Origin of the sequence: Cryobacterium psychrotolerans, assembly GCF_900101115.1 — a bacterium.
GTDB classification, from domain to species: Bacteria; Actinomycetota; Actinomycetes; order Actinomycetales; family Microbacteriaceae; genus Cryobacterium; species Cryobacterium psychrotolerans.
This window is the reverse complement of the sequence record NZ_FNFU01000013.1, coordinates 18,491-36,415: the sequence shown is the minus strand read 5'-3', so window position 1 is coordinate 36,415 and position 17,925 is coordinate 18,491. Positions and strand designations below refer to the sequence as shown.

Genomic DNA, 17,925 nt, shown 5'->3' with positions numbered 1-17,925 from the left:
CGGGCGACCTACTTCTCGGAAAGACTCTCGCGCACCTGGCGGCGCAGCACCTTGCCGATCAGGGAACGCGGCAGGTCCCCGACCTGGACGACGTTCCTCGGAACCTTGTACGCGGACAGGCGGGTGCGGCAGTGGTCCCGCAGGGCGTCCACGTCGAGGCTCGCGCCCGCCTTGAGCACGACCGCGGCCACGACGTCCTCGCCGCCTGCCTTGCTCGGCAGCCCGACGACGGCGGCATCCTGCACGGCGGGATGGGAGAGGAGGGCCGCTTCGACCTCCGAGGGGGCCACATTGAACCCGCCGGTGATGATGAGTTCCTTGATCCTGTCGACGACCGTGACGAAGCCGTCGGGGGTGACGCTGACGATGTCACCCGTGCGCAGCCAGCCGCCCGGAAGAAGCGCTTCGGCGGTCTCCTCCGGCCGGTTCCAGTATCCGGAGAACACCTGCGGCCCGCGGATGAGCAGTTCGCCCTCCTCGTCGAATCCGCGATCCACGGTGGGGTCGTCCGGGTCAACAACGCGGATCTCGGTGCTCGGGAACGGCACGCCCACCGTGCCGGGGCGCCGGCTCGGCCCGATCGGGTTTCCGAGCGCGACCGGTGAGGTCTCGGTCATCCCGTAGCCCTCCACCAGCCAGCCGCCGGTGGCGTCCTCCCACCGTTGCACGGTCGCCACCGGCAGGCTCATCGCCCCGGAGATGGAGAAACGGATGCCGCGCAGGCTCATCTTGCGCTTCGCGGCAGCCGTGACCAGCCGGTCGTAGATGGGGGGAACGGCGGGCATGAACGTCGGCGGGGTGCGCCGGGCGGCATCCAGCACCAGGCCCTCGTCGAACTTCGGGAACAGCACGAGCCGGGAGCCCGTGCCCATGGCGAAGGTCAGGCAGAGCGTCAGCCCGTAGGCGTGGAACATCGGCAGGACCGCGTAGACGACCTCCTCGCCCGGGCGGAGCCCCTGCACCCACGCCTCGCCCTGGAGGGCGTTGGTGCGGAGGTTGAAGTGGGTGAGGATGGCGCCCTTCGGGGCGCCTGTCGTGCCGCTGGTGTACTGGAGCGCGGCGATGTCGCCGACGCCGGGCCGCTGATGCGAGGGGCGCAGCCGTCGGGAGCCGACGAGGGAGTCCCAGTCGAGGGCGTCCGACGGGAGGCGACCGATGGTCAGGGCCGAACGAGAGGCGCGCGCCTTCGGGATCGGCAGGGCCAGGAGCAGCCGCTTGCCCAGCGTCATGGCCTGGGTGAGGTCGACGGCGATGACCTTCGACACCCCCATGTCCTTCGGGAAGTCGCGCACGGTGGCGTAGACCTTGTCCCAGACGATCGCGACCTGTGCGCCGTGGTCCTCGAACTGGTGACGGAGCTCCCGCTCGGTGTAGAGCGGGTTGTGTTCGACGACGATCGCGCCCAGGCGCAGGACCGCGTAGAACGCGACCACGTGCTGCGGACAGTTCGGAAGCACGAGCGCCACCCGGTCGCCCGGTTTCACGCCCAGGCGACGCAGCCCGTTCGCCACCCGGGCTACCTGGTCGCCGAGGCGCCGGTAGCTCGTGGTCGCGCCGAAGAAGTCGAGGGCGACTCGGTCGCCGAACCGGGCGACCGAGCCGTCGATCATGTCGACGAGGGTCTGCGTCGATGACTCGACCGCGGTCGGCACGCCGGGCGCGTAGGCGCCGAGCCACGGCCTGGCGGCGAAGACGCTCATCGGACCGCGAGTTCCCGCTCCAGCGCGGCGACGAAGGCGTCGATGTCTTCTTCGTGCGTGTCGAAGCCGCACATCCAGCGCACCTCGCCGGTCGCCGCATCCCAGTCATAGAAGCGGAAGGACTCGCGCAGCCGGTCGCCGATGCCGGGCGGGATCACCGCGAAGATGGAGTTGGCCTGGCTGAGCTGGCTGAACCTGACGCCGGTGATCGAACCCGTCGCGATCCCGTGTTCGAGCGCCAGTCGCATCCGGGCGGCCATGGCGTTGGCGTGGCCGGCGTTGCGCAGCCAGAGGTCGCCGCCGAGCAGGGCGATGAACTGGGCCGAGATGAAGCGCATCTTCGAGGACAGCTGCATGTTCAGCTTGCGCAGGTAGATCAGGCCCTCGGAGGCGTCCGGGTTCAGCACGACCACGCATTCGCCGTACATCAGGCCGTTCTTCGTGCCGCCGAAGCTGAGCACGTCGACGCCGGCATCGCGGGTGAAGGCGCGGAACGGCACGCCGAGCGAGGCGGCGGCGTTGGAGATCCTGGCGCCGTCCATATGCAGCTTCATGCCGTTCGCGTGCGCGTAGTCGGCGATCGCGCGCACCTCGTCGACCGTGTAGACCGTGCCGAGCTCGGTGGACTGCGTGATCGAGACCACCAGCGGCTGGGCGCGGTGCTCGTCACCCCAGCCCCAGGCTTCCTGGGCGATGAGCTCGGGGGTGAGCTTGCCGTCGGGGGTCTGGATCGGGAGCAGTTTGATGCCGGCGACCTTCTCGGGCGCTCCGCCCTCATCCGAGTGGATGTGCGCGGTGGCCGTGCAGATGACGGCGCCCCAGCGAGGCAGCATCGACTGCAGCCCGATCACGTTCGCGCCCGTGCCGTTGAACACGGGGAACGCCTCGACGCCCTCGCCGAAGTGCTCGGCGAAGACCTCCTGCAGCCGTGCCGTGTAGACATCCTCGCCGTAGGCGATCTGGTGGGCGCCGTTGGCGGCCACGATGGCTTCGAGGATCTCGGGGTGCACGCCCGAATAGTTGTCTGAGGCGAAGCCGCGGGAGTTCAGGTCATGGATTTGGGTCACCCCTCCATCTTGGCCCATTCTGCTGAGCCCGCGAAGTGGTCACGCCGCGTCCCGCCGACCTTGGCGGTTGCGGTCGAGATTGACCGGTGCGCCCGGCAAACTCGAGCGCAACCGTCAATCTGGGCGCGTGTGGAGCGGGATCCGGGTGTTGTTGACGGATGCCGCCGGCGCGTCCCACAGGCCGACCACCGACGCGGCGAGCTCGGCCTCGAGGCCCTCGAGGGCGCGCACGGCGAAGATGACCGCCGCGGCATCCGGGGCCGTCTTCGCGAAGCCCTGCCCGACCGCGCGGGTCCAGGTTTCGGCCGCGGCCTTGGCCGTCGCGTAGTTCGCGCCGCCCGGTGTCGGCTTGTCGACCGAGACCGAGGACACGATCGCCAGGCGGCCCGCCGGGGAGGCAAGCAGGTCGTCGTTGAAGGCGCGGGTCGTGTTGCGCAGGGTGGTGAGAACGCGGCCGTGCAGGAAATCCCAGTCCTCGTCGGTCTGGCCGGCCAGCCCGCCCCCGCCGCGCCAGCCGCCCACGAGGTGGATGAGGCCGTCGATGCGGCCGTGCGCCTCGTGCACGGTGTGGGCCAGGGCGCGCACCTCGGCGAAGTTGGCGAGGTCGTAGACGAAGGTGGCGGCATCCGGAACCTGGCTTTTCAGCGCCTGCAGGTGGTCCACGTTCGAGCCGACGGCAATCACCGTGGCCCCCGCCGCCGACAGCGCCGCGCAGACGGCGACCCCGGCCGCGCTGGTCGCGCCGGCAATGAGCACGGTGCGACCAGCGACGGCAGGCGCCGTCGCCCCGGTGGGGACATCAGCCACGCGCGGTGATCCCAACGGTCGACTCGATGACGGACTTCATCTTCTTGTCCAGCGCCTCGAAGAACATGGACAGCGGGAACTCGTCGTCCAGCACCAGGTCGGTGTAGCCCTTCGGCGGACCGGCGAGCACCTCGAGCGGCAGCCCGCGAGCCCAGGTCGAAGCCGGGTTCGGGGTCAACGTGGCGCTGATCATGTCGTACGCCGCCAGCCAGTGCGCCTTCTTCGGGCGGTCGATCGACGCCCAGTACAGGTCGTCGATCTGCGCGCCGAGCGCGATCACCACGTCCGGGACGGCGTCCCAGTCGAAGGCGAGCCGGGTGTCGGTCCAGTGCAGCACGTGGTGCTGGTGCATCCACGCGAACAACAGCTGACCGCCGAGGCCGTCGTAGTTGCGGGTTCGGCTGCCGGTGATCGAGAACCGGAAGATCCGGTCGAAGATCACGGCGTACTGAACCAGTTTGGCGTGCCTGCGCGCCTCCGGGCTGGCGTTTTCGTCACGTTCGATCCTGACCGACTCGCGGAAGGCGGTCAGGTCGCAGCGCAGTTCCTCCAGCGAATACAGGAAGAACGGCATCCGCTGCTTGATCATGAAGGGGTCGAACGGCAGGTCGCCGCGCATGTGCGTGCGGTCGTGGATGAGGTCCCACATGACGAAGGTCTCCTCGGCCAGCTGCTGGTCGTCGAGCAGCGCGGCCGCGTCGTCGGGCAGTTCGAGACGGGTGATCTCGGATGCCGCGCGCACGACCCGGCGGTACCTGGCGGCCTCGCGGTCGGCGAAGATCGCCCCCCAGGTGAACGTCGGGATCTCGCGCATGGCGACCGTCTCGGGGAACAGCACCGCGGAGTTGGTGTCGTAGCCGGGAGTGAAGTCGAGGAAGCGGATCGGCACGAACAAACCGTTGGTGTATTCCTGCTCCAGCTCCGCAATGAACGCCGGCCAGATGACCGCGATCAGAACGGCCTCGACCAGGCGGTTCGAGCTGCCGTTCTGCGTGTACATCGGGAAGACCACGAGGTGGCGGAGTCCGTCGACCCGGTGCTGCTGCGGCTGGAAGGCCATCAGCGCGTCGTAGAAGTCGGGCTCGCCGAAGCCTTCGCTCGCCCAGCGGTCGAAGTCGGCCACCGCGGCGTCGAGATAGGCGGCGTCGTGCGGGAACAGCGGGGCGAGTTCCCGGATGGCGGTGGTGATCACGGCGACGCGGGCCGCGGCATCCGGGTGCGCCGACGGCTCGGGGATCGAACCGTTCTGCGCCTGGACGCCCTGCAGGGCGGTCGCGGCGGCCTTGAGGCGCAGCCAGGCCGGGTGGGTCGCGACGTCCTCGAGAACCTCGGGCTCACCGACCAGTGCTTCTGCAACATAATTCGACATGGGAACCTCCCGTCCTCTGAGTTCGCCGCGGTCGCGGCAGTGGGCGGCGCGTTGGGTGCGCCGTATCCTCAGAATATCCGGCCGCGAGCGGCGTTTCTTACGACTTCTTGCAAGAAATCGCCGGGTTAGAGTGCGGGAATGACGGATTCTACGGACGACGGCAGCGATGCGAGCACGGATCCGGCAACGGCCGCCGCGGTGCGCGCCGCGCTCGCCGCGCTCGCTGACCCCGACCGCGCCGCCCAGGTCGCCCGCTTCTTCCAGACGGGGCCGGGCCAGTATGGCGAGGGCGACGTCTTCGCCGGCCTGCGGCTGCCCGACATCCGGCTGGTCGTGAAGCGGTTCGCCGGGCTGGGGCTGCGGGAGGTCGAGACGCTCCTCACCAGCGAGGTGCACGAGCACCGGCTCGCGGCCCTGCTGATCCTGGTCGGCCGGTTCCGGCGCGCGAGCCGCGCCCGAACGCGCGACGAGGTCGCACGCACGAGGCTCGCCGAGTTCTACCTGGCTGCCGTGCGGCGCGGCCTCGTCAACAACTGGGACCTCGTGGATGCGTCCGCGCCGACACTGCTCGGCGAGTACCTCGTCGACCGGCCGCGCGACGTCTTGTTCGACCTCGCCGCCGGCGACAGCCTCTGGGAGCGGCGGGTCGCCATGCTCGCCAGTAGCGCCTTCATCGCGCACGGCGACGCCACCACGACGCTCGAGCTCGCGGAGCGGCTGCTCGGCGACCAGGAAAGCCTGATCCACAAGGCCGTCGGCTGGATGTTGCGCGAGGTCGGCAAGCTCGACCGCCCCCTTCTGCTGGCCTTCCTCGACGAGCATGCCGGCCGGATGCCGCGCACCGCGCTCAGCTACGCCACCGAACACCTCGAGCCGGAGGTTCGCGCCCGCTACCGGGCGTACCCCCGCCGGCCCGCGTGAGGGGTCGCAAATCGACCTTGAATCGGCCAACGAAGCTCGATTTGCGACCCCTCACGGGGTGAGCCGGCGGCCTAGACGAAGAGCAGCACGAAGCCAAGGACGGCCGCCGCGATCCCCACGCCCAGCAGCACGAGGCCGGTCAGGCGCAGGGCCTTGCCGTCGTGGTCCGGAGCGTGCGTGCGGCAGCGCCAGGGCGAACGGGCGCGGAACCAGACCGGCACGTCATCGCCCGGCTCGAGTATAACGGTCTCCTGCGTCGTCGCCGGCGACTCGTGCACCTCGCCGGTGCGGTCGAACCACCGGATGACCGGGCCGGGCCCGGCGCCGGCGATGACGCCTTCCGTGCGCACCCAGCGCCCGCGCAGGTCGCGAACGGCCAGCCCGGCGAGGTAGAGCCCGCCGCCGCCGAGCAGCCCGACCAGCGTCAGGATCTCGCTGAGGAGGCCCGCGATGTCATGTGCGTCCATGCCCGGCCTCCTCTGCTGCGGCGCCCGCCGATCGCGGAGTCCATGGGCCGATAATACTGGCCGGAGGCGCGGTGATATCGTCGTCCCAGGAAACGGCGAGAGCGGACCCATGACCTTCGAGCAGGTTATTACGGCACTGGTGCAGGTCGTCGAGGCGGTCGGCGCCGCCATCATGGTGTTCGGCGGGGCGGCTGCCTTCCTCGTCGCCGTGCCGCGTGCCCTGCGGGCCGACACCAGGGCCCGCGCGTACCAGAGCCTGCGCAGGAACCTCGGCCGGGCCATCCTGCTCGGCCTGGAAGTGCTGATCGTGGCGGACATCATCCGCACCATCCTCGTCACAACAACGGTGGAGAGCGTGCTGGTGCTCGCCGCGATCGTGCTGATCCGAATCCTCCTGAGCTTCTCGCTCGAGGTCGAAATGGACGGGGTCTGGCCGTGGGCGCGCTGGCGCCTGGCCTCAGGCCGCGCCGCGCCTGGCGCGCAGCCGCCAGAGTGAGGTGACTTCGTTCGAGCGGGCGGCGTGCAGCGGGTCGCTGGCGTCGGCGGCGCGGGGATGCGTGGGCCGGGTGTCGAGTCTCTCCACGACCTCGAGGCCGGCATCGTCGATGAGGCCGAGGAGCTCCGCGCGGGAGCGAAGCCCGAGCAGCTCGGCGATGTCGGAGATGATCAGCCAGCCCTCCCCGCCCGGCTCGAGGTGGTCGGCGAGGCCGGCCAGGAAGCCGCGCAGCATCCGGCTGTCGGGGTCGTAGACGGCGAAGTCGGTCGACGTGACCGCCGCGGCCGGGATCCAGGGCGGGTTGCAGACGACCAGCGGGGCGCGTCCCGGCGGGAACAGGTCGGCCGGGACGATGTCGACCCGGTCGCCCAGACCCAGGCGCTGGATGTTCGCGCGCGCGCAGGCCAGCGCCCGGGGGTCCTGGTCGGTCCCGACGACGCGCGCGACACCGCGCCGGGCCAGGATGGCCGCAAGCACGCCGGTGCCGACGCCGATGTCGAAGGCCAGGCTGCCGGCGGGAAGCGGAGCGGACTGCACCAGCTCGAGGTACTCCCCACGAATGGGCGAGAAAACGCCGTAGTGTGGGTGGATTCGGGCGCCGAGCGCCGGTATCGGCACGCCCTTCGTGCGCCACTCATGCGCCCCGATCACACCGATCAGCTCGCGCAGCGAGGTCACCGACGGCCCGTCGGCCGGCCCGTAGGTCTCGGTGCAGGCCAGGCGCACGTCGGGCGCCCGGCGCAGCGGAACCGTGTAGTCCGCCTCGAGCGGCACGAGCACCAGGCCCAGCACCTGCGCGCGGGTGAGCGCCTCGCTCCGTGAGCGCCGGAAGGCGGCGGTGAGGTCCTTGTCGGCCGGGCGCCGCCCGCGGTCAACCCGCCGGCCGAGTGCCTGCAGCAGCTGGCGGGCGCCCAGGAAATCCCCTCGCCACAACATCCCGGTGCCCGATTTCGCCAGGCGGTAGGCCACATCCGCGGTCAGCGTGTCGTCGGCGATGACCACTCGCCGGGGCGGCTCCCAGCCGCTCTCGGAGCGCCACAGCGCCGAGCGCTGCTCCCCGGCTTCCTCCCAGCGGATCTCGGTCACAGGGCGGGCATGACTTCGCGTTCGAACAGCTCGATCCCGGACCGGTCGTAGGCGGCCTCGGGGAAGTAGTGGATCGAGTAGCCGAGGCCGCGTGCCTTCATCCCGGCCAGGCGCTCCACGATCTGCTCCGGCGTGCCGACGCAGAGAGCCTTGCCGCCGCGGTACTCGGCCATGAAGTTCTCCGCCCCGTCGGCGCCCAGGTACGGCGTGACCCGGGCCTGGATCGCGTCGAGGCGCTCGGCCACCTCGGCCTCGTCCCGTCCGACGACCGTGTTGTAGTTCGACGAGCGGGTGATCGAGCCGAAGTCGGTGCCGGCCGTCGCGCAGTGCTGCTCGAGCAGCCGGCTCTTGCGCTCGAAGCCCTCCGGAGAACCGTCGAAGTTGGTGTAATTCGCGTACTGCGCGGCGATGCGCAGGGTGACCTTCTCGCCGCCGCCGGCGATCCAGATCGGGATGCCGCCCTCCTGCAGCGGCAGCGGCCGCACAATGGCGCCGTCCACCTGGTAGTGCTCGCCGTCGAGGGTGGCCGTGCCGGTCGTCCAGGCCTGGCGCATGATCTGCACGCCCTCGTCGAGGCGGGCGAGGCGTTCGCCGGCGCGCGGGAAGCCGTAGCCGTAGGCGCGCCACTCGTGCTCGTACCAACCGGCGCCGATCCCCATCTCGACCCGGCCGCCGGAGATGATGTCGATCGTGGAGGCGACCTTGGCCAGGTACGCGGGGTTGCGGTAGCTGATGCAGGTGCACATCTGCCCCAGGCGCACGCGCGTCGTGGTCGCCGCGAACGCCGACATGAGCGTCCACGCCTCGTGGGTGGCCTCCTCGCTCGGCACCGGCACGGTGTGGAAGTGGTCGTACACCCAGATGGATTCCCAGGCGCCCGCGTCGGCGTGCGCGGCCAGGCCGCTCATCGCCGCCCACTGCCCCGCGGGGTCGATCCCGACGAGGTCGTGACGCCAGCCCTGGGGTACAAAGAGTCCGAATCGCATGCACCGAGCCTATGCCGCGGGCGGCGGGGCCCGGACGCGCGCTACTTCCCGTTCTTGTTCGGCGGCGTCAGCGTGGCGGCGTAGTCGGGCACCGGCCGGGTCTGCTCGCGCGGGGGCCGCTCGTAGTCGGAGGCCGCCGGGCGCGGCGGAATGGTGACGTCCGGCGGCTGGAGGTGCTCGTAGGGCACGATCGACAACAGGTGGCTGATCATGTTCAGGCGCGCGGCGAGTTTGTCTTCGCTTTCCACCACCCACCACGGCGCCTCGGGAATGTCGGTGTGCACGAACATCTCATCCTTGGCCTTGGAGTAGTCAACCCATTTCGTGATCGAGAGCAGGTCGGTCTCGGAGAGCTTCCACCGGCGCATCGGGTCGTTCAGCCGGGAGCGGAACCGGGCCTCCTGCTCCCGGTCGGACACCGAGAACCAGTACTTGACCAGCAGGATGCCGTCTTCCACGAGCATCCGCTCGAACAGCGGTGCCTGGTGCAGGAAGCGGCGGTATTCGTCGGCCGTGCAGTACCCCATCACCCGTTCGACGCCGGCGCGGTTGTACCAGGATCGGTCCATCAGCACGATCTCGCCCGCCGCGGGCAGGTGCTCGATGTAGCGCTGGAAATACCACTGGCCGCGCTCGCGGTCGGTGGGCATCGGGAGGGCCATGATCCGGGCGATGCGCGGGTTGAGGTACTGGGTGACGCGCTTGATCGCGGAGCCCTTGCCGGCGGCGTCCCGGCCCTCGAAGATCACGACAATGCGAGCGCCCGAGGCGCGTACCCACTCCTGCATGGCAACGAGCTCGGTCTGGAGGCGGCGCAGCTCGCCGGAGTAGACCGCTTTGCGGAGCCTCGGCTTCTTGGCTGACATGGTCGGCCTCCTCGTCCTCGCCGCAATCATGGCATGCCCCGTCGGGGCGGGGGCGGATCTCTTGCGATGATGGACCCATGAGTCGAACCGTTTCCGGAGCCCACGTCCTGATCACCGGAGCCGCCATGGGCATGGGCCGCCTGTACGCCGAGCGCGCCGTCGCCGAGGGTGCGAAGTCCGTGATTCTCTGGGACCGGGACGCGGGGGCCCTGACCGCGACGGCGTCCGTCCTGTCCGGGCGCGCCGCGGAGGGCACCCAGATCGCCAGCTACGTCGTCGACATCGCCGACCTGGGCGCGATCGCGCAGACCGCCCAGCGCGTGCGCACCGAGGTGGGCGACCCGGACATCGTGATCAACAACGCCGGGATCGTGCGCGGTTCCTACTTCTGGGAGCACGACAACGGCGACGACACGCGCCAGACCATGCAGATCAACGCGCTCGCGCCGATGTACATCACCCGCGAGTTCCTGCCGGCGATGATGGCGAACTCCTACCGGGAGGCGCGGATCGTGAATATCGCCTCGGCCGCGGGCATGCTCTCGAACCCGAGGATGAGCGTCTACGCGGCCTCGAAGGCGGCGCTGATCGGCTGGAGCGACTCGCTTCGCCTCGAGCTGGTGCAGCAGGACTTCGGCAACGTCAAGGTCACCACGGTGTCGCCGAGCTACATCTCGACCGGGATGTTCGAGGGCGCCCGCGGTCCCCTCCTCACGCCCCTGATGACCCCGGAGTATGTCGTGGAGCGGGTGTGGCGCTCGATGCTCGCCGGGAAGGCCTCACTGATGATGCCGTGGACGGTCGGACTCTCCCAGGTGCTCAAGGGCGTGCTTCCCCTGCCCGTCTGGGATTCCGTCGCCGGCCGGGTCTTCGGCGTGTACGGCTCGATGGACAAGTGGGTCGGGCGCGGCTAGAACCGGCCACTCTCGCGCGTCGCCCGAGTCAGCGGGCGGATGCGTGCCGGGTGAGCCGCTCGGTGAGCCCGAGCCGCACCGTCGGCCACTCGCCCTGGATGATCGAGAAGACGACGGTGTCGCGCAGGGTCCCGTCCCGCCCGAGCTGGTGATTGCGCAGCACCCCGTCCTGCTTGGCGCCGAGGGCAATGATCGCGGCGCGGGACTGCCGGTTGTGGAAGTGGGTCCGGAACTCGACCGCGATGCAGTCGAGCGCCTCGAAGGCGTGCCTGAGCAGCAGCAGCTTCGCTTCGGTGTTGATGCCGGTGCGCTGGGCGCTGGGCGCCAGCCAGGTGGAGCCGATTTCGAGGTGACGGTGCTGCGGGGTGATGTTCATGAACGTGGTCATCCCCACGACGGTCCCGCGCGCGTTGTCCCGGATCGCCCAGGGCAGCATCTGCCCGGCCGCGAAGAGCGCCAGTCGCCGTGCCACCTCGGCAGCCATCCCGTCCGGCGAGGGGATGCCCGTGTACCAGGCCCGCCACAGTTCGCCCTCCGCGACCGCGACCTTGAGCTCCTCGACGTGATCGGCCGAGAGCGGTTCCAGGGTGACCCGTTGCCCGGTGAGTGTGGGCAGCGCCGTGAAGTCCATGGCTCAAAGGTAGACCGCGAGGAGACCTCGGCCGGGCAGGGCGCTCAGGCGTTCTGCCAGAGCCCCATCAGGTTGCCCTCGCTGTCGGTGAAGTAAGCCGCGAAGCCCATCTCGCCGACGACCTGCTTGGGCAGGGCTGTCGATCCGCCCAGGCTTGAGACCTTCTCGAGGGCCGCATCGATGTCGGCGACATCGATGGTCACGATCGGATTTGCCAGCTTCGCGTCTCGCTTGAACATTCCGCCGTTGATGGACCCGGCCTCCGCCAGCACTCCCTCTTCGGATATCGGTGTCGGCAGCAGCATCACGTAGTCCATCTCCGGCATCGGGCGGATGTCCCAGCCGAATGCCGCGCGGTAGAACTCCGCAGCCCTGTCCATGTCATCCGCGGGAATTTCGAAGTGCACCACTCGTCCGCTCATCGCGACCACCTACCCTCTTGATCGGCGTGGACAGCCCACGCCACGCAGCAGATAGTAGTTCGAACCATTGCATCCGTCACCGTCGTCTCGCTCTGGGCGCGGGTTCAGCGCACACCCAGCCGGGGCTGGAATCGTGGGAGCAGCACACCGAAGCAAGGGAGCACACCATGGGATTCCTCGATCGCCTCCTGGGCCGCGAAGAGCCGCAGCCGGAACGGCAGCATGCACCGCCCAGGGCCCCGCGCAGCGCGGCCGCGCCCCAGCGCACCGACGACGAAATGGCCGTCGAGCGTTACCAGTACCTTCTCCGCACGGCCCCGCCCGAGACGATCGAGGAGGTGCACACGGAGGCGTTCGCGAAGCTCACGCCGGAGCAGCGCGACCTGCTCTTCCGGCAGTTCAGTGAGAACGTCAACCCGAGCGAGCGCCCCGCGAACGCGGAGCCGGCGACCCTCGCCCAGGCCGCGACGCGAGCGGAGCTGCAGCAGCCGGGCACGCTCGCCCGCACGTTCGGCAACCAGGGCCAGGGCGGGATGAGCTTCGGCGGCATGGTGGGCAGTTCCATGCTCGGAACCATTGCCGGGTACGTCATCGGGTCGGCGATTGTGAGCGCGTTCATGCCGACGGATGCCGGAGCTGACGCAGGGTCCGGATCCGACGCCGGCGGTGATGCCGGAAGCGCCGACGCGTCCGGGGCGGATGCCTCTGCGGGCGGTTCGGGCGGCGGCGATTCGGGCGGCGGCGACTTCGGAGGTGGCGGCGGCTTTGGCGACTTCGGCGGTGGCGGCGACTTCGGGTTCTAACCTCGGCCGGGCCATCCGCGTGTCGTGTGGGCGGTTCATCACGTGCGCAGCGGGACGCCGACGTCCGTGCCGCCCTCGTGCGTCAGCCGGTTTCTGACCTGCATAACGCACGGAGCCGGCACGAACCCGCCGGCGAACAAGGCCTCACCCTGGCGGAAGCGGGGGGACCGGGACAGCAGCGCGCCGGCGCGAAGCCGAAGACGGCCCCCAGCTCCGTCAGATCCAGGGGTGAGCTCATCTTCATCAGGACGGAGTTGTCGCACTGCGAAATGATGCTCGGGTGGACCTTGGACGGGCGTTGCGTGGACAGCAGCAGCCACAGCCCGAACTTGCGCCGCTCGGCGGCCTCGCCCGGCGCATCGGCGCGCAGATTGGGCAGCCGAACGAAGTCCCCGTTGGGATCGAAGATGACCAACGGCAGTTCGGTGTGGGCCAGGAGCTGCTCGAGCACGACTCCGAGCGCGTAGGTCTTCCCCGATCCGCTCTGCCCGCAGCAGAACGTGTGCCGGTTGAAGCGATGCGGCAGCAGTCGCGCGGGCACGTCGGGGTTTGTGGTGAGGGAGCCCACCTCCAGGGTCGCACCCGTCGCGCGGTGGAGGAGCTCGATCGTTTCCTCCCCTGCCGCGGCGACCTCGGCGGACCGGAAGGGCGACGAGGCGAGCGGATCCAGCCGGCCGCCCTCGTCGATGACGCCGAGAATCCGGCCAGAGGCTGCCGCCCGGCCGGCGGGACGCTCCGAGTTGGACTCCACCTGGCCGAGGGCGCTTCGATCAGGCGCCTGGCGGAAGGTCACGAAGCTGCCGGGCGGAAACGCCTCGTCGGGCGAGAACTTGAAACGGAAGGAGCGGCCCTCGGCCGACACCCCACTGTGGTTCGCTTCGTCTTCGGATGACGTGGCCATGCTGCATGCCAGTGCCGCCCCGCGGCAAGCGGAAGGGCGGCCCGCCCGGCCGAAGTCGGGTCAGCCGGCCTCGGGCTCGTCCGTGCCTGTCCGCACCCGGAGGATCGTCTCCCAAGCGGCGACGATGACGAGCACGGCCGTGGTCATCGCCCCGAGCAGCAGCGGCGACACCTGGAACGCGAGCGCGAACACGACGAGCAGCGCCGCCACGCCGGTCAGGTGCGAGACGAGCAGCTCCCTGGCGACGATCCGGCGGAAGAGCACGAGCCCGACGAGGTAGAGCACCGGCCCGCCGACGACGGTGACGGCCGTGGACCAGCTCATGGCCTCATCCGGATGCTCGAGCATTTCCTTGTCGGCGACCGAGGTCAGCACGATCCCGGCAATGATGATCGCGTGCACGTAGGTGTACGCGAGACGCGCGATCCGGCCCGGGGCGGAGGCGCGCGCAATGGCCTTGCTCCCGGCGCTCTCGCCGTGGTCGAAGTAGAGCCACCACATCGCCACCGCGGTGACGAAAGCGAGAAGCATCCCGAGCACGCCCGGCAGTGAGGACTCCTGGGCGACGAAGGCGAACCCCGTGACCAGGAACGACTCACCGAGCGCGATGATCACGAAGAGGGCGCTGCGCTCGGCGATGTGGGGGCCGGACAGGTCCCAGTCGTCGACGGCGGCCTTTCCCGCTCCGGGCACCCGGAAGCCGAGGCTCGCGGAGAGGTATTCGATCGCGAGGGCGGCGATCCAGAACGGGAGACGGAACTCGAGCGGCAGCAGGGCGCCGACAATCCAGAAGACCGCGGCTACCGACAGCCAGGCGAGCATGCGCAGGAAGGTCTGGTGCAGGGCGCGGTCGTGCCGGGCGAGCGCGAGCACCATGAACACCGTGCGCCCGAGCTGCAGGCTCACGTAGGCGATCGCGAAGACGATGCCCCGGTCGCCGAACGACTCGAAGATGGAGGTGCTCATCACGAGGCCGACGAGCGAGAGGGCGATGATCACGCCGCGCACCGGCAGCCGCGCCGGGTCGAGCCAGTTGGTGACCCAGGTCGTGAACACCCAGACCCACCAGAGGGCGAGCACCAGCATGGCGGACTCGAGCGCGCCGGTCCAGGACTGGTTCTCGTAGAGATACCGGGAGAGCTGGGTGAGCGCGAGGATGAAGATCAGGTCGAAGAACAGCTCGATATAGGTGACGCGGTCGGTGCGCTCGGAGTCGTCGGGCCGGAGCAGATTGCGGCGGAACCCGAAGGGCGCGGTCTTCGTCGTTGGGGTCACGCCCCCATTCTGCCCGTCCTCCCCGCGAATCCGCAGTCGTGCGCGTTATGCGGCCCGTTTAAGGCGCACAACTGCGGTTTCGCGGCATCGAGACCTGCGGGGGGCCGGCCAGGAGTTCGCGCCAGCGGTGCAGGTACGCGATCATCTCAGGGTCCGGCTCCACGCGGAGCTGGTCCCGGTCATGGGAGTCCTGGTCCGCGTACTCAATGATCTCGACGAACCGGTCCGGGTTGGCCAGGTCCCACAGCACACGCACGCGGATGCCGCCGGGCCGTTCGTAGAACGGGATCGCTTCGGCCAGGAGCCGGACGAGGTCCGCGCGGCGGCCGGCCGCGACCCGTCCGCGCAGATGCAGCTCGATCACGGGCCCCAGACTAGCGACCGGGGCGCCGCTCGCCGGCGATCAGGCAGGCCAGGGGTCACAGGCCCTTTTCGGTCAGCCAATCGAGGAGGACCTGCTCGAATTCCGCCGGCAGCTCAACGCTGGGCAGGTGCGCGGCGTCGCGGAAGGTGACCCCGCGCGCGTTCGGGAGGGCGGAGAGCAGGTACTCGTACTGCGCGAGCACCGGGGTGATGTCGAATGCGCCGACCGTGACGAGCGCCGGAACCTCGATGTCGACCAGGCGATCGAAGGCGGGCGGATCGAGGGGGACGGGGACGGGGCATTCCTCCGCGTGGACGACATTGACGCGGTTGAGTTCGTATGCGAGGGAGACGAACTCAGGGTCGAGGTCCTCCTCCCGGCGCAGGGGCCCGATCGCCCACAGGGCAACCTCGAGCCGAGCCAGACGGTGCCAGTCCTTCGCCTCGAACGCCGCGTCGACCAGGTCGAACGCCGCGTCCTCGACGTCGGTGAGCTCCACTTCGGGGAACCCGCTCGGGCCGGAGCCGATCGTGACCAGGCCCCTCACGCGCTCCGGGGTCTCCGCGGCGACGTCGATCGCGATCGAGCCGCCGCGCGAGCATCCGACGAGGGTCGCCGCGGCAATGCCGAGGTGGTCGAGCACGGCCCGGGCGTCGTCGCGGTTGGAGAACTGGACATCCTCCGAGGTGGTCTGGCCGAAACCGCGGGAATCGAATCGGATGACGAAGTGGTCCGCGGCCAGTGCCTCGACCTGCGGGTCCCACATCCGCAGGTTCGCGATCCCCGCGTGGAGCAGGAACAGGGCGGGCGCGGACACGTGTCCGGCGGTTTCGTAGTAGAGCGATGCGCCTGGTACGTCGATGTGGGGCATGGTCTGAGGGTAAGGGCGGGGCTGCGCCCGCCGCAAGGAAACGCCCCGAGAAGGTCAGTGCGGCCGGACCGCCCGCGCGCCGCGCGCCGCGTAGACTCCCGGTAATGGGTGGTGTGCTGATCGGGTTCGCGATCATCGGGTTCGTGATCCTGGTCGGCTATGTGGTTGGTCGGATCGGGATTGCCGGTCCGGGGGCCGGGTATGTGCTGAATCGGCTCACGTTTTTCGTGGCGACCCCCGCCCTGTTGTTCACGGTCCTCGTGCATGCGGACGTGCGGGTCTTCGTCTCCCCGTTCCTGATGACCGTGCTGTGCAGCGTCCTGCTGGGCGCGGCGCTGTTCGTGACGGTGTCCCTGGTCTTCTTCCGCACGCCGGTGGCCGAGACCACGCTCGGGGCGACCGCGGCGACCTACGTCAATGCCAACAACATCGGCCTGCCGGTGGCCATCTATGTCCTCGGCAGCGCCCAGTACGTCGCCCCGGTGCTGCTGCTCCAGCTGCTCGTGCTTGCGCCGCTCACCCTGACCATCCTCGACATGTCCACCCGCGGCCGGGTGTCGCTGCGGTCCATCCTGACCCAGCCGGTGCGCAACCCGATGATCATCGCCTCCGCAGCCGCGGTGCTGATCGCCACCCTCGGGATCACGGTCCCCGAGCCGATCCTGGCGCCGCTGGAGATCCTCGGCGGCGCGGCGATCCCGATGGTGCTGCTGGCCTTCGGGATGTCGCTGCACGGCCAGCGCCTGCTGAAGGCGGGAACCGGGCGCAAGCAGGTGGCGGTCGCCTCCGTGATCAAGGTTGGCGTGATGCCCGTCATCGCGTACTTGCTCGGGCGGTTCGCGTTCGGCCTGACCGGAACGGAGCTGTTCGCGGTGGTGACGGTGTCAGCGCTGCCGACGGCCCAGAACATCTACAACTTCTCGGCGAGGTACAACCGCGGAACCGTGATCGCGAGGGACACGGTGCTCGTCACGACGATCGCATCGCTCCCGTCGCTGCTGCTGATCGCGGCCCTCCTCGCCTGACCCCGCCCCTTCCTTCCCCTTCCCTCTCGCGAGACTGCAGTTGTGCAGGCTAAACGGGCCTCATAACGCGCACAAGTGCGGTTTCGCGAGGGTTGGCGGGGGGGGGGGGGGTCTTAGAAGATCATCGGGCGGTCGTCGTCCTCGTCCTCGAGGGCGAGCTCGACGGCGACCGGCACGTGGTCGCTCGGGGCGTCGCCCTTGCGCTCGTTGCGGTGGATGCTCGCCCCGGTGACCAGGTCGGCGAATGCCGGCGAGCCGAGGATGAAGTCGATGCGCATGCCCTCGTTGCGCGGAAAAGCGAGCTGTTTGTAGTCCCAGTAGGTGAACGCCCCCTCCGGGACGAGCGGCCGCACCACGTCGGTGAAACCGGCGGCCTCGAAGGCGTGGAAGACGGCGCGCTCCGGCGCGGAGATGTGGGTGGACAACCCGGGGACGAGCCCGGGGACGTTCTGGTCGGAGTCCAGCGGCGCCACGTTCCAGTCGCCCATCAGCGCGAGGGCCAGCTGCGGGTTGGCGGCGAGCTCGGCGCTCGCGTGCTCCTTGAGGCGGGCCAGCCAGTCGAGCTTGTAGACGTAGTGCGGGTCGTCCAGGGTGCGCCCGTTCGGCACGTAGAGGCTCCACAGGCGCAGGTCGTTGACCGTGACCCCCAGCGCGCGCGCCTCCAGCGGCAGGCCGGGCCCCTCCTCGCCCTTCAGGAAGCCGGGCATCCCGGGGAAGCTGGTGGCGACATCCGTCATCGGTTCGCGGCTGGCGAAGGCGACACCGTTCCACTGGCTCAGCCCGTGGATGGCGAGCTCGTAGCCGGCGCCTTCGAAGGCCTGGGCCGGGAATTGCTCGGGCTTGCACTTGATCTCCTGCATAGCGAGCACGTCGATGTCCTCGCGCACCATCCAGTCGACGACGCGCGCCGAACGGGCACGGATGGAGTTGACGTTCCAGGTGGCGATGCGCATT

General features: G+C 69.7%; 20 protein-coding genes. 5 read left to right on the top strand and 15 right to left on the bottom strand.

The annotated features are described in order from the left end of the window. Nucleotides 1-8 precede the first annotated feature (8 nt). The 4 genes from BLQ39_RS11195 to BLQ39_RS11180 form a co-directional block, all read right to left on the bottom strand. Nucleotides 9-1,700 (bottom strand): long-chain-fatty-acid--CoA ligase, encoded by a 1,692-nt coding sequence (locus tag BLQ39_RS11195; protein ID WP_092324033.1) that lies wholly within the window; start codon nt 1,698-1,700, stop codon nt 9-11. Beyond that, nucleotides 1,697-2,767: a threonine aldolase family protein gene (locus BLQ39_RS11190; protein ID WP_241977173.1), complete on the bottom strand. Its 1,071-nt coding sequence runs from the start codon at nt 2,765-2,767 to the stop codon at nt 1,697-1,699. The genes BLQ39_RS11195 and BLQ39_RS11190 overlap by 4 nt, the downstream gene beginning before the upstream one ends. Nucleotides 2,768-2,881: 114 nt before the next feature. Then, nucleotides 2,882-3,574: an SDR family NAD(P)-dependent oxidoreductase gene (locus tag BLQ39_RS11185; protein WP_241982946.1), complete on the bottom strand. Its 693-nt coding sequence runs from the start codon at nt 3,572-3,574 to the stop codon at nt 2,882-2,884. Beyond that, the gene (locus tag BLQ39_RS11180; protein WP_092324029.1) at nt 3,567-4,943 is read right to left on the bottom strand and encodes a DUF6421 family protein; all 1,377 of its coding nucleotides are present in this window, start codon (nt 4,941-4,943) and stop codon (nt 3,567-3,569) included. The genes BLQ39_RS11185 and BLQ39_RS11180 overlap by 8 nt, the downstream gene beginning before the upstream one ends. Before the next feature lie 138 nt (nt 4,944-5,081). Between BLQ39_RS11180 and BLQ39_RS11175 the strand changes: the two genes are divergently transcribed. Continuing rightward, entirely contained in the window at nt 5,082-5,864 is a 783-nt protein-coding gene (locus tag BLQ39_RS11175) for a DNA alkylation repair protein (RefSeq protein ID WP_092324027.1), read from the top strand. 71 nt (nt 5,865-5,935) lie between these two features. Here BLQ39_RS11175 and BLQ39_RS11170 read toward each other — a convergent pair whose 3' ends face one another. Next, nucleotides 5,936-6,331 (bottom strand): DUF3592 domain-containing protein, encoded by a 396-nt coding sequence (locus BLQ39_RS11170; protein ID WP_092324026.1) that lies wholly within the window; start codon nt 6,329-6,331, stop codon nt 5,936-5,938. Nucleotides 6,332-6,440: 109 nt separating this feature from the next. Here BLQ39_RS11170 and BLQ39_RS11165 point away from each other — a divergent pair, with 109 nt between their 5' ends. Next, nucleotides 6,441-6,827 (top strand): DUF1622 domain-containing protein, encoded by a 387-nt coding sequence (locus BLQ39_RS11165; protein WP_092324024.1) that lies wholly within the window; start codon nt 6,441-6,443, stop codon nt 6,825-6,827. Here the strand turns inward: BLQ39_RS11165 and BLQ39_RS11160 are convergent. From BLQ39_RS11160 to ppk2, 3 genes are read right to left on the bottom strand one after another with little or no spacing between them, the layout of a single operon-like run. After that, nucleotides 6,789-7,913 (bottom strand): methyltransferase, encoded by a 1,125-nt coding sequence (locus BLQ39_RS11160; protein WP_092324023.1) that lies wholly within the window; start codon nt 7,911-7,913, stop codon nt 6,789-6,791. The two genes, BLQ39_RS11165 and BLQ39_RS11160, sit on opposite strands and share 39 nt — an antisense overlap. Then, nucleotides 7,910-8,899 (bottom strand): LLM class F420-dependent oxidoreductase, encoded by a 990-nt coding sequence (locus tag BLQ39_RS11155; RefSeq protein WP_092324021.1) that lies wholly within the window; start codon nt 8,897-8,899, stop codon nt 7,910-7,912. Before BLQ39_RS11155 ends, BLQ39_RS11160 begins: the two co-directional genes overlap by 4 nt. 41 nt (nt 8,900-8,940) lie before the next feature. Beyond that, nucleotides 8,941-9,765, bottom strand: coding sequence for a polyphosphate kinase 2 (gene ppk2, locus BLQ39_RS11150; RefSeq protein ID WP_198417111.1), 825 nt, complete (start codon nt 9,763-9,765; stop codon nt 8,941-8,943). Nucleotides 9,766-9,842: 77 nt separating this feature from the next. On the opposite strand from ppk2, the gene BLQ39_RS11145 reads away from it, so the two are divergent. Beyond that, nucleotides 9,843-10,679: an SDR family oxidoreductase gene (locus BLQ39_RS11145; protein ID WP_092324018.1), complete on the top strand. Its 837-nt coding sequence runs from the start codon at nt 9,843-9,845 to the stop codon at nt 10,677-10,679. A 28-nt stretch (nt 10,680-10,707) separates the two neighbouring features. On the opposite strand, the gene BLQ39_RS11140 is transcribed toward BLQ39_RS11145, so the two are convergent. Beyond that, complete coding sequence (locus BLQ39_RS11140; RefSeq protein ID WP_092324017.1) at nt 10,708-11,310, bottom strand: GNAT family N-acetyltransferase; 603 nt, start codon at nt 11,308-11,310, stop codon at nt 10,708-10,710. 44 nt (nt 11,311-11,354) lie between these two features. Then, on the bottom strand, nt 11,355-11,732 hold the full coding sequence (locus BLQ39_RS11135) for a VOC family protein (RefSeq protein ID WP_092324016.1): 378 nt from the start codon (nt 11,730-11,732) through the stop codon (nt 11,355-11,357). A gap of 167 nt (nt 11,733-11,899) precedes the next feature. On the opposite strand from BLQ39_RS11135, the gene BLQ39_RS11130 reads away from it, so the two are divergent. Then, nucleotides 11,900-12,535, top strand: coding sequence for a hypothetical protein (locus BLQ39_RS11130; protein ID WP_092324014.1), 636 nt, complete (start codon nt 11,900-11,902; stop codon nt 12,533-12,535). A gap of 82 nt (nt 12,536-12,617) precedes the next feature. On the opposite strand, the gene BLQ39_RS11125 is transcribed toward BLQ39_RS11130, so the two are convergent. From BLQ39_RS11125 to BLQ39_RS11110, 4 genes are read right to left on the bottom strand one after another with little or no spacing between them, the layout of a single operon-like run. Then, nucleotides 12,618-13,436: a helicase HerA domain-containing protein gene (locus BLQ39_RS11125; protein ID WP_241982947.1), complete on the bottom strand. Its 819-nt coding sequence runs from the start codon at nt 13,434-13,436 to the stop codon at nt 12,618-12,620. A gap of 60 nt (nt 13,437-13,496) precedes the next feature. Then, a complete protein-coding gene (locus tag BLQ39_RS11120; RefSeq protein WP_166784496.1) occupies nt 13,497-14,711 on the bottom strand; it encodes a low temperature requirement protein A in 1,215 nt (404 codons plus the stop codon). Nucleotides 14,712-14,769: 58 nt separating this feature from the next. Beyond that, complete coding sequence (locus BLQ39_RS11115) at nt 14,770-15,075, bottom strand: putative quinol monooxygenase (protein ID WP_092324011.1); 306 nt, start codon at nt 15,073-15,075, stop codon at nt 14,770-14,772. 55 nt (nt 15,076-15,130) lie between these two features. Continuing rightward, nucleotides 15,131-15,946, bottom strand: a complete 816-nt coding sequence (locus BLQ39_RS11110) for an alpha/beta fold hydrolase (RefSeq protein WP_092324010.1) — start codon at nt 15,944-15,946, stop codon at nt 15,131-15,133. 104 nt (nt 15,947-16,050) lie between these two features. Here BLQ39_RS11110 and BLQ39_RS11105 point away from each other — a divergent pair, with 104 nt between their 5' ends. Next, the gene (locus tag BLQ39_RS11105) at nt 16,051-16,971 is read left to right on the top strand and encodes an AEC family transporter (protein ID WP_092324008.1); all 921 of its coding nucleotides are present in this window, start codon (nt 16,051-16,053) and stop codon (nt 16,969-16,971) included. A gap of 113 nt (nt 16,972-17,084) precedes the next feature. Here the strand turns inward: BLQ39_RS11105 and BLQ39_RS11100 are convergent, their stop codons facing one another. Further along, nucleotides 17,085-17,924, bottom strand: a complete 840-nt coding sequence (locus tag BLQ39_RS11100; protein WP_092324006.1) for an exodeoxyribonuclease III — start codon at nt 17,922-17,924, stop codon at nt 17,085-17,087. Nucleotide 17,925 lies beyond the last annotated feature (1 nt).

Excerpts from the sequence above, each read along its gene's own strand:
- BLQ39_RS11155 (WP_092324021.1), bottom strand. The coding sequence starts at position 8,899 with ATGCGATTCGGACTCTTTGTACCCCAGGGCTGGCGTCACGACCTCGTC.
- BLQ39_RS11135 (WP_092324016.1), bottom strand. The coding sequence starts at position 11,732 with ATGAGCGGACGAGTGGTGCACTTCGAAATTCCCGCGGATGACATGGAC.
- BLQ39_RS11100 (WP_092324006.1), bottom strand. The coding sequence starts at position 17,924 with ATGCGCATCGCCACCTGGAACGTCAACTCCATCCGTGCCCGTTCGGCG.
- BLQ39_RS11195 (WP_092324033.1), bottom strand. The coding sequence starts at position 1,700 with ATGAGCGTCTTCGCCGCCAGGCCGTGGCTCGGCGCCTACGCGCCCGGC.
- BLQ39_RS11170 (WP_092324026.1), bottom strand. The coding sequence starts at position 6,331 with ATGGACGCACATGACATCGCGGGCCTCCTCAGCGAGATCCTGACGCTG.
- BLQ39_RS11110 (WP_092324010.1), bottom strand. The coding sequence starts at position 15,946 with ATGCCCCACATCGACGTACCAGGCGCATCGCTCTACTACGAAACCGCC.
- BLQ39_RS11165 (WP_092324024.1), top strand. The coding sequence starts at position 6,441 with ATGACCTTCGAGCAGGTTATTACGGCACTGGTGCAGGTCGTCGAGGCG.
- ppk2 (WP_198417111.1), bottom strand. The coding sequence starts at position 9,765 with ATGTCAGCCAAGAAGCCGAGGCTCCGCAAAGCGGTCTACTCCGGCGAG.
- BLQ39_RS11175 (WP_092324027.1), top strand. The coding sequence starts at position 5,082 with ATGACGGATTCTACGGACGACGGCAGCGATGCGAGCACGGATCCGGCA.
- BLQ39_RS11125 (WP_241982947.1), bottom strand. The coding sequence starts at position 13,436 with ATGGCCACGTCATCCGAAGACGAAGCGAACCACAGTGGGGTGTCGGCC.
- BLQ39_RS11145 (WP_092324018.1), top strand. The coding sequence starts at position 9,843 with ATGAGTCGAACCGTTTCCGGAGCCCACGTCCTGATCACCGGAGCCGCC.
- BLQ39_RS11130 (WP_092324014.1), top strand. The coding sequence starts at position 11,900 with ATGGGATTCCTCGATCGCCTCCTGGGCCGCGAAGAGCCGCAGCCGGAA.
- BLQ39_RS11180 (WP_092324029.1), bottom strand. The coding sequence starts at position 4,943 with ATGTCGAATTATGTTGCAGAAGCACTGGTCGGTGAGCCCGAGGTTCTC.
- BLQ39_RS11105 (WP_092324008.1), top strand. The coding sequence starts at position 16,051 with ATGGGTGGTGTGCTGATCGGGTTCGCGATCATCGGGTTCGTGATCCTG.
- BLQ39_RS11140 (WP_092324017.1), bottom strand. The coding sequence starts at position 11,310 with ATGGACTTCACGGCGCTGCCCACACTCACCGGGCAACGGGTCACCCTG.